This is a genomic window from Mycobacterium sp. ACS4331 (assembly GCF_001667265.1).
In the GTDB taxonomy this organism is placed as follows: Bacteria; Actinomycetota; Actinomycetes; order Mycobacteriales; family Mycobacteriaceae; genus Mycobacterium.
Window position 1 is genome coordinate 1 of record NZ_LZHW01000067.1, and the last position, 8,009, is coordinate 8,009.

Genomic DNA, 8,009 nt, shown 5'->3' on the forward strand with positions numbered 1-8,009 from the left:
CCGCCACCACCGCCGTACTCGCCGAGGGCGGCCCAGGTGCTGGGACCGACAATGCCATCCACCATGAGTCCGTTTGCAGCCTGGAAGTCGTAGAGCGCCTGGAGCATGCGCCAGCCATAAATGCCGTCAACGTTGCCCCAGTAATAACCCCAATCCTTCAACTTGGTCTGGGCGACCCTCACGTCCCCGCCAGTCGAGCCGTAACGAAGGGTGGCACGCGCCTGACCGTGAGCCACCAGTGGCAGCGACAGGGCGAAGAGTAGCGAGAGGACAAGTAGGCCCAACAGGGTCCGCTTGGACATCTGGTTCTCTCCTTTCTGGTTGAGATGCTCTCGATGCTACAGTCTCCCCAAAAATCGTAGCCTATGCCGCAAATCGCCCGGATGCGAAAGACCGTCCAAAGGGAAGATGAGATCTACTAGAGAGGTGGCTCCACACATGGCCGAATGGGCGCTGGGCTCTGAGCCGATGATCTTCATGCCGACCGAGGCCGCAACCGTCGTCGCACCCGACGGCAAGAAGATGGCCTTTTTCATGATTCCGCAGATTGATCTTCTGATTAAGAGCGTGCTCGCCGTGAGCCCCGAGGGCTTCACCTACCAGTGGGGCTTTCATGCTGGCGAGCGAGTGCATGTCCTCTTCGTCCGCTGGACCGAGCAACTGGCCGTTGGTATGGCGATTCCGGAAGGGGTGGGTGACGCTGTGCTCTCGCACCTCTTGGGGACGACCGAGATCTTCCTGACCACCCACCCGGTGCAGGAGGCGCTCTCTGGCCAGGCGTCAGCCAAGGCGGTCGAGGCGATCATCTACGGCAATACCGTCCGCCTGCCCGAGATTAAGTTCAGCCCGGAGGCGTAGGGAGCGATGGACTGGCGCGTTCGACTTTGGCAGGAAGGGCTGGGGTTACAGGAGGGGGAGGCGGTCCTCCTCCTGGTCGATCGCGCCCTGGCAGACTTGGGCGCCGACCTGGAGCGGGTGGCCGGAACGCTAGGCGCCCGGCCCACCCTGATCGTCGCTGAGCCAGGCAGAGCCCTGACGGGTCTGGCCGAACAGGCCGGCATAGCTGACCTGATCCTCAGCCTCTACAGCCGGTTCAACTTGGCGGAGACGGATCACCTGATGATCCAAGTATCCCAGAATCGGAAGGGAAGATGGGCCTACGGCGCTGGCCTGAGCGAGAGGGTGCTGGCCGCTGCCTTTGGCCGGCCCTTGGCCCCCGTAGCGGCAGCGGCCTCCTGGTGGGGCGCCCAGCTCCGGCGGGCGGATCAGGTCCGGGTGACGGGCGCTGCCGGTACCGATCTGCAACTCCGGCGGGGGTGCGCCGCCGTCATGGGGTGCTCAGGGGCAGGTGACCGTGAGCTCGAACGGTTTGGTCAGCGGCTGCATGGGATTGGCCATGTCCACACCGGTCGCCGTGCCCTTGATCGTGTAGGTGTTGCCGTCCTTGGTGGCGGTGGCCTCGCCGCCGGGTGCGCCCTCCTGGAAGCCGAGCACGGTGCCGTTGAAGCTGCCGATGCCGACCTGGTGCACGACCGGATCGTCGCCCTCGCTGAGCTGGGCGCCGATGCCCTGGGTGTTGCCGGTGAGCGCGATCTGCACATTGCCGCCCATGGCGCTGCAGGTGACGTCGCCCTCGATGTTCTGGTCCTGGCCATCGATCGTGAGCTTGGGTCCGTTCACGGCTTCCTTCGCGGCGTCGGTGGCTGAGGTCACGGCGCTCTTCGCGGTGTCGGTGGCGTCCTTGACCTGTTCCTCGACGGATTTGTCACTGGAACAGCCGACCAATCCCCCGACGACGATCGCCGCCCCGCTGATGGCGACTGCAATAGCCTTTTTCACCCCTGTGTCTCCTTCGGTCGCGATCCGGCGATTCCGCCGGATCTACCCAAAAAAGTATGGTCAACCATTTGAAGAATGGCGCGAAAATCGGAAATAAATTTGCCAGCAACGCAACAACGCAGCACGTACCCGTTCAGCGGTTTGCTGGGCGATGAATTTCCCGAAATCCCGCGGGGCTGATTTTCAGCAGGCGACCTTGATGGTGAACGTCCCGGTGGTGCGGAAACTCGGCTTGTCGGTGTCGAATCCGTCGGCGGTTCCCGAGATCGTGTAGGTATTGCCGTTCATGCTGACCTCGGCATCACCGCCGAGGCCGTCCTGGTAGCTGCCCGTGAAGCCGCCGAGTCCCCGAATGGAGACCGACTTGGCGCTCAGCCCGTCGGCGTTGGAGATCACCGACGTGCTGCCCGCCGCGTCGTCACCCGTGGTGATGGTGGTCAGCGGTCCGGCCGCCACGCACTCCACCGACGTGAACTCACCGAGATCGGCGTCGCCGATGGTGATCTGCGCGGTGCCGGCGATGAGCGTGCCGGGGGGAGGACTGGCCTTCTCGGGAGCCGAGGAGCATCCGGCGGCCACCAGAGACACTGCGGCGGAGGCGATGGTCAGCGCGGCGATTCTCACCCGTGCAGGGTAGCGGGACGACTGTCGCCGCGGATCCGTTTCCGAACCGGTCACGGGCAGGTGACCTCGATCTCGAACGGCACCTCAGCGGTCCCCGCAGGGTCACCCGACTCCGAGCCCGTGCCGGAGCCCTTCATGGTGAAGGTCTTGTCGTCCCGGATGATCTCGGTCGGGGCCGACACGCCGCCGAGCACGATCAGCGACGGCCCGTCCGAACCGGGCTCACCGATGCTGACCGACTGCACCTCCGGTTTGTCGGCGTCGGTGACCACCACGGTGGTCTTCTGGGGTGCCTCGATGGTGATCGTCGTGATGCCCTCGGCCGTCTGGCAGTCGACCGACGCGACGGGACCGATCTCGCTGGAACCGAGTGTGACGCGGGTGTCGGCGGCCGTGGACGCCGAGTCCTGCGACGAGCATGCGGTGACCATCAGCAGCACGGCCACACTGCCGGCAAGCACGAGAGGCTTCATGGCGTCGAGTATGGCCGCCACCCCTAAGCTGGCCAGTGTCGGGGACGGCTTGGGGGCTGCTGCGGGATGGGTTCGATGGCGATGACTGACGTGTTCGCGGATATCGCCGCGGCACCGGGGGCCGCCGAGATCGGCGCGTTCTTCGACCTGGACGGCACCATGCTGCCCGGTTTCACCCCGGCCGCGCATGCCCGGCATCGGATTCGGCAGCGCGAGGCCACGGTCGGGGAACTGCTCGGGGTGGTGGAGGCCGCCGTGCGCTACCGGTTGGGGCGCATCGAGTTCGATCGGCTCCTGGTCCGGGCGGCGGGATACCTGCGCGGCGCCCGATTGGACGAACTCGAGGTGCTCGGTGACCAGTTGTTCCACAGCAGCATCCGTGCGCGCCTGCATCTCGACATGACCGACATCGTTCGGGCACACCTCGACCGCGGGCACACGGTGGTGCTCAGCTCGTCGGCGTTGACCATCCACGCCGGCCCGGTGGCACGGGCGTTGAACATTCCGCATCTGATCTGCAACCACTTCGTCGTCGATGAGGCGGGCCGGCTCACCGGTGGCATCGTCGAGCCGATCATCTGGGGGACCCGCAAGGCCGACGCGGCGACCGACTTCAGCGCAGCTCACGGGGTCGACCTGGGACGCAGCTACTTCTACGCCGACGGCGACGAGGACATCGCGCTGATGCGCGCGGTGGGCCATCCCCGCCCGGTCAACCCCCGGCCGCGGATGGCCGCGGCGGCGGCCGCGTCCGGGTGGCCGATCCTGCGGATCAATGGCCGGCGCGGCCGCAGGCTGCGCATCGGGTTGAATACCCCGCGTGGGTGATTTCTTCGAGGTGCGCGACACCTTGCCAGGCGGCCGTGGCCGCACCGGGGTGATACACACGCCGCATGGCGATGTGCACACCCCGGCCTTCGTCGCCGTCGGCACCAAGGCCACCGTCAAGGCTGTGCTGCCCGAGACCATGAAATCGGTTGGAGCCCAGGCGGTTCTGGCCAACGCCTACCACCTCTACCTGCAGCCCGGCGCCGATGTCGTCGACGAGGCCGGGGGCCTGGGCGCATTCATGAACTGGTCGGGGCCCACCTTCACCGACAGCGGCGGCTTCCAAGTGCTGTCGCTTGGGGCGGGGTTCCGCAAGGTGCTGGCGATGGACGCCAACCGCGTGCAGGCCGACGACATCATCGCCGAGGGCAAGGAACGCCTCGCACGTGTCGACGACGACGGTGTGACGTTCACCTCTCACCTGGACGGATCGACGCACCGCTTCACACCCGAGGTGTCGATGGGTATCCAGCACCAACTGGGCGCCGACATCATCTTCGCCTTCGACGAGTTGACCACGCTGGTCAACACCCGCGGCTACCAGGAGCAGTCGGTGCGTCGGACGCACGACTGGGCCGTGCGCTGCGTCGCCGAGCATCGGCGACTGACCGAGGTCCGCGCGGACAAGCCGTACCAGGCGCTGTTCGGTGTGGTCCAGGGCGCGCAGTATGAGGATCTGCGCCGGGCGGCCACCCGTGGGCTCGTCGACATCGGCGGCTTCGACGGCTTCGGGATCGGCGGCGCGCTGGAGAAGCAGAACCTTGCGACGATCGTCGGGTGGGTGACCGACGAACTGCCTGAGGACAAGCCCCGCCACCTCCTGGGCATCAGCGAACCCGACGATCTGTTCGCGGCTGTGGCGGCCGGGGCCGACACCTTCGACTGTGTGTCGCCGTCGCGGGTCGCCCGCAACGCCGCGATCTACTCGATGACGGGGCGTTACAACATCACCGGCGCGCGCTACAAACGCGACTTCACCCCGCTGGACCCCGAATGTGACTGCTACACGTGCGGCAACTACACGCGCGCGTATCTGCACCACCTGTTCAAGGCCAAGGAGATCCTGGCGTCGACGCTGGCCACGATCCACAACGAGCGGTTCACCATACGGCTGGTGGACCAGATCCGGGAGTCGATCTCCGCGGGCAGTTTCGACGAGCTCCGCGCGGAGGTGCTGGGCCGCTATTACGCGGGTTCACGCATCTGACCTGCGGCGGCGTGCCGGTGTGCACAATGACCTCATGGCCGGTGCAGCAGATCTCGCCGAACCCCAACAGCTGCTGGTGCAGTTGCTTGACCCGGACAGCCGGGCCGACCCGTATCCGCTCTACCGGCGGATCCGCGAACACGGCCCGCTGTCCCTGCCGGCGAACAACCTGGCGGTGTTCGCGACCTACGGCGAGTGCGACGAGGTGCTTCGGCATCCCCACTCCGCCAACGACCGCCTGAAATCCACCATGGTCCAACGCGCGGTCGCCGCGGGCCAGTCGGCCCGCCCGTTCGGTGCGCCCGGATTCCTGTTCCTGGATCCGCCCGATCACACGCGTCTGCGCAAGCTCGCGCAGAATGCCTTCGCGCCCAAGGTGGTCCGGGCGCTCGAACCTGATGTCGTGAGCATGGTGGACGGTCTGCTCTCGGCGTTGGAGTCCGACTCGACGATCGACCTCGTCGCGGACCTGGCCCACCCGCTGCCCGTGGCCGTCATCTGCCGACTCCTGGGTGTCCCGCTGGCCGACGAACCTCAGTTCAGTTGGGCCTCCGGGCTGCTGGCGCAGGGGCTGGACCCGTTCGCGACGTTCACCGGCCAACTGCGCGACGATCTCGACCAGCGTCTCGAAGCCGGCCAGTGGCTGCGGGGGTACCTGCGCGACCTGGTCGCGCAGCGGCGGGCGGATCCCCGCGAGGATCTGATCTCCGCGCTGATCGCGGCCGAGGAGGACGGCGACCAGCTGACCGAGGACGAGATCGTCGCGACATGCAATCTGCTGCTGATCGCCGGCCACGAGACAACGGTCAACCTGATCGCCAATGCCGCCCTGGCGATGCTGCGGAACCCGCAGCTGTGGGCAGCGTTGCGCGGAAGCCCGGAGCTGGCGTCGGCGGTCGTCGAGGAGACGCTGCGTTACGACCCGCCGGTGCAGATGACCAGTCGCGTTGCGGGGGAGGACATGACCATCGGTGACGTCTCGGTCCCCAAGGGCGACGTGATGATGCTGCTGCTGGCCGCCGCACAACGCGACCCCGCGCACTACGACAACCCGGACTCCTTCGACCCGCACCGGGGTGCGATCAGGCACCTGGCGTTCGGGCTCGGCCCGCACTTCTGCCTGGGGGCGCCGCTGGCGCGTCTGGAGGCGACCATCGCGCTGTCGGCGCTGACCGCGCGGTTCCCCGACGCTCGACTGGCGGGCGAACCCGCGTACAAGCCCAACGTGACGCTGCGGGGGATGGCGACCCTGCCGGTCGAGGTGTGAGCCTCAGCCCGCCAGCTCGGCGATGACGGCCCGCGCCGCGCGTTCCCCGGCCTCCACGGCGCCCTCCATGTAGGCGCTCCACCGAACCGCGGTGTCCGTTGACGCCCAATGGATCACGCCGATCGGCTCGGCGAGTGCGTGGCCGAACGTCGTCCACACCAGCGGGCCGCAGTTGGCGTTGTAACAGCCCCGCGTCCACTGGCGGTCAGACCATTCGCCGTCGACGTAGAACTCGGGCCGTGCGGCACGCTCGCCGAAGTGCCGCACCAGTTCCGCGGTCATGGCCGCGCGCCGCTCCGCTTCGGGCAGGCGGCCGAAGGTGCGCGCCTGTTCGCCTTCGAGGAACAGCAGCAGCACGCCGTGGTCGTCGCCCGGGATGCAGGTGTCGTTGGACATCCGGGCGGGGCCGACGTCGGAGATGAGCTGACCGTTGAGGCCATCGGCCCGCCAGAACGGCTCGTCGTAGATGAAGAACGCCTTCATCGCCGAGGCGTTGGGCAGACGTTGGGTGAGCTGATCGCGGACACCCGGCAGCGGCGGGTCGTACATGATGCGACCGGCCAGGGTGGGGGAGATCGCCACGATGACCCGCCGGCCCTGCGCCACCAGGCCGCCGCGGCAGTGCACGGTGACGCGGTCGGTGCCGTGTTCGATCAGCAGAACCGGCGCGTTGAGCACGATGTGCTCGGTGAACAGCGCCGCCAGCCTCTTCGGGATCTCACCGGTGCCACCGACGAACCGCACGGTCTGGGCGCCGCCCTCGGATTCGGCGAACAGTTCAGAGGTCACGCCGCAGGTCTGGATGGTGAACAGCAGATGCAGGAACGACACCTCGACGGTGGGCACAGCGAGGATGCCAACCGTGCAGATCTCAAGCAGGGTGCGGGCCACCGGCGACAGGCCCTGCCCGTCGTACCAGGCGCCCGCGGTGATCGCGTCCCATTCCGCGGCCCGCGGTGCCAGCCACGGTGCCTCGGGTGGAACCTCGGCGGCCAGCTCATCGAGCAGGCGCAGGACCTTCTCGAGTTCGGCGAGCTCCGAACCGAATCGCCTGTGAAACGCGTTCTCCCGCAGCACTCCTGATCCCACCAGGTCGTAGGAGGTCTCGCCCTCGTCGTACTGCGGGAACGTTTCGACCCCCAGTTCGGCGGCCAGCGCGAACATCCGTTCGTGGGTGTCGCCGATCCACTGCGCGCCGAGTTCCACGGGCACGCCGGGCAGGGCGTCCTCGGTCAGGATGCGCCCACCGACACGTTCGTCGGCCTCGAGGACCAGAGGCGTCAGCCCGGCCTGCAGCACGGTGCGTGCTGCGATCAGCCCGGACAGACCGGCGCCCACGATGATGACGTCTGCTTCACGACGTGACATGCCGTCGACTCTTTCACAGAGGGCGGGCCGTGGAATATGAAATATCCCATGCCGAGACCGGCGTCGATCTATATCAGCTTGTGTCTCTGTGTGCGCGTGCATGTTTGATGCGCGCGGTCTCTTCGGCGGTGCGTGTGCGATTTCGTTTGGGCATCTGTAACCCGCGGGTGCTCGCCGGTGTGGGGGCTGGTGTCGGCTGGATCACCGGGGGCAGTGGTGCGGTGGTGGTGTCCCAGTGCGGGAACACGATGCGGCTACTCGGGTGGGTGGTGTAGGTGTGGCCGGTGGGTGCGGTCCAGACGATGGTGCCGTCGGGGTGCTGCACGTCCGACCAGCCCTGCTCTCCGGTCCAGAACGTCTTGAGCAGGTGGTTCTTTCGGCACAGGCAGCGAAGGTTCGATGG

Annotated in this window: 9 protein-coding genes and 1 pseudogene; 4 read left to right on the plus strand and 6 right to left on the minus strand. The window is 67.2% G+C overall.

Going from position 1 to position 8,009, the window contains the following annotated elements; translation table 11 throughout:
• Window positions 1-302, minus strand: a 302-nt coding sequence (locus A5727_RS15825; RefSeq protein WP_197507674.1) for a peptidoglycan-binding protein, incomplete at its 3' end; no start/stop codon positions are given.
• A gap of 136 nt (window positions 303-438) precedes the next feature.
• Between A5727_RS15825 and A5727_RS15830 the strand changes: the two genes are divergently transcribed.
• Window positions 439-858 carry a hypothetical protein gene (locus A5727_RS15830; protein ID WP_068251202.1) on the plus strand — a complete coding sequence of 140 codons (420 nt, stop codon included), beginning with the start codon at window positions 439-441 and terminating at the stop codon, window positions 856-858.
• Window positions 859-1,338: 480 nt separating this feature from the next.
• Here the strand turns inward: A5727_RS15830 and A5727_RS15835 are convergent, their stop codons facing one another.
• The 3 genes from A5727_RS15835 to A5727_RS15845 form a co-directional block, all read right to left on the minus strand.
• Window positions 1,339-1,839, minus strand: a complete 501-nt coding sequence (locus A5727_RS15835) for a lipoprotein LpqH (protein WP_068251204.1) — start codon at window positions 1,837-1,839, stop codon at window positions 1,339-1,341.
• 183 nt (window positions 1,840-2,022) lie between these two features.
• A complete protein-coding gene (locus A5727_RS15840) occupies window positions 2,023-2,463 on the minus strand; it encodes a lipoprotein LpqH (RefSeq protein ID WP_231992091.1) in 441 nt (146 codons plus the stop codon).
• 50 nt (window positions 2,464-2,513) lie between these two features.
• Entirely contained in the window at window positions 2,514-2,936 is a 423-nt protein-coding gene (locus A5727_RS15845) for a lipoprotein LpqH (RefSeq protein ID WP_068251224.1), read from the minus strand.
• 81 nt (window positions 2,937-3,017) lie between these two features.
• Here A5727_RS15845 and A5727_RS15850 point away from each other — a divergent pair, with 81 nt between their 5' ends.
• Genes A5727_RS15850 through A5727_RS15860 form a run of 3 tightly spaced genes read left to right on the plus strand, consistent with a single transcriptional unit; the run spans window position 3,018 to window position 6,238 of the window.
• Complete coding sequence (locus A5727_RS15850) at window positions 3,018-3,764, plus strand: HAD-IB family hydrolase (protein WP_231992092.1); 747 nt, start codon at window positions 3,018-3,020, stop codon at window positions 3,762-3,764.
• A complete protein-coding gene (gene tgt, locus A5727_RS15855) occupies window positions 3,757-4,971 on the plus strand; it encodes a tRNA guanosine(34) transglycosylase Tgt (RefSeq protein WP_068251212.1) in 1,215 nt (404 codons plus the stop codon). The genes A5727_RS15850 and tgt overlap by 8 nt, the downstream gene beginning before the upstream one ends.
• Window positions 4,972-5,005: 34 nt before the next feature.
• Window positions 5,006-6,238: a cytochrome P450 gene (locus A5727_RS15860; RefSeq protein ID WP_068251215.1), complete on the plus strand. Its 1,233-nt coding sequence runs from the start codon at window positions 5,006-5,008 to the stop codon at window positions 6,236-6,238.
• 3 nt (window positions 6,239-6,241) lie between these two features.
• Here the strand turns inward: A5727_RS15860 and A5727_RS15865 are convergent, their stop codons facing one another.
• Window positions 6,242-7,606, minus strand: a complete 1,365-nt coding sequence (locus tag A5727_RS15865) for a flavin monoamine oxidase family protein (protein WP_068251218.1) — start codon at window positions 7,604-7,606, stop codon at window positions 6,242-6,244.
• 73 nt (window positions 7,607-7,679) lie between these two features.
• A pseudogene (locus A5727_RS27885) lies at window positions 7,680-8,009 on the minus strand (hypothetical protein); the annotation flags it as partial.

Bases quoted from the DNA above. Each gene is read 5' to 3' on its own strand.
- A5727_RS15860 (WP_068251215.1), top strand. From the start codon at position 5,006: ATGGCCGGTGCAGCAGATCTCGCCGAACCCCAACAGCTGCTGGTGCAG.
- A5727_RS15850 (WP_231992092.1), top strand. From the start codon at position 3,018: ATGACTGACGTGTTCGCGGATATCGCCGCGGCACCGGGGGCCGCCGAG.
- A5727_RS15830 (WP_068251202.1), top strand. From the start codon at position 439: ATGGCCGAATGGGCGCTGGGCTCTGAGCCGATGATCTTCATGCCGACC.
- A5727_RS15845 (WP_068251224.1), bottom strand. From the start codon at position 2,936: ATGAAGCCTCTCGTGCTTGCCGGCAGTGTGGCCGTGCTGCTGATGGTC.
- A5727_RS15865 (WP_068251218.1), bottom strand. From the start codon at position 7,606: ATGTCACGTCGTGAAGCAGACGTCATCATCGTGGGCGCCGGTCTGTCC.